Origin of the sequence: Nocardioides oceani, assembly GCF_030412965.1 — a bacterium.
Taxonomy (GTDB): domain Bacteria; phylum Actinomycetota; class Actinomycetes; order Propionibacteriales; family Nocardioidaceae; genus Nocardioides; species Nocardioides oceani.
In genome coordinates this window covers 1-286 of record NZ_JAUHJQ010000119.1, presented here as the reverse complement: position 1 = coordinate 286, position 286 = coordinate 1, and the positions used below count along the sequence as shown (strand labels likewise).

At 74.1% G+C, this 286-nt stretch carries 1 protein-coding gene; it reads left to right on the top strand.

Annotated elements, in window-relative coordinates; translation table 11 throughout:
• Window positions 1–121 (top strand): chorismate-binding protein (locus QWY28_RS23505; RefSeq protein ID WP_300955330.1); only part of this gene is annotated, 121 nt, incomplete at its 5' end.
• Between the last annotated feature and the right edge of the window lie 165 nt (window positions 122–286).

Genomic DNA, 286 nt, shown 5'->3' with positions numbered 1-286 from the left:
CGACGGGCCCAGCGTGCGGCTCTTCGCCGGCTGCGGCATCGTCGCCGACTCCGACCCCGAGGCCGAGCTCGCCGAGGCCCAGGCCAAGTTCGTGCCGGTGCGCGACTCCCTCGCCACCTGACCCGGCGCAAACCTCCCGCCCACACGGCCCCAACCTCGCGCTGACCCGGCCCGAACTTCGCGCTGACCCGGCCCGTATCTCGCGCCGAGCCGGCCCGGACCGGCAGGTCTCGAGGTGGTCTCGACGGCGCTGTTCTGTCCGACAGCGCGATCCGGCCCACTTACC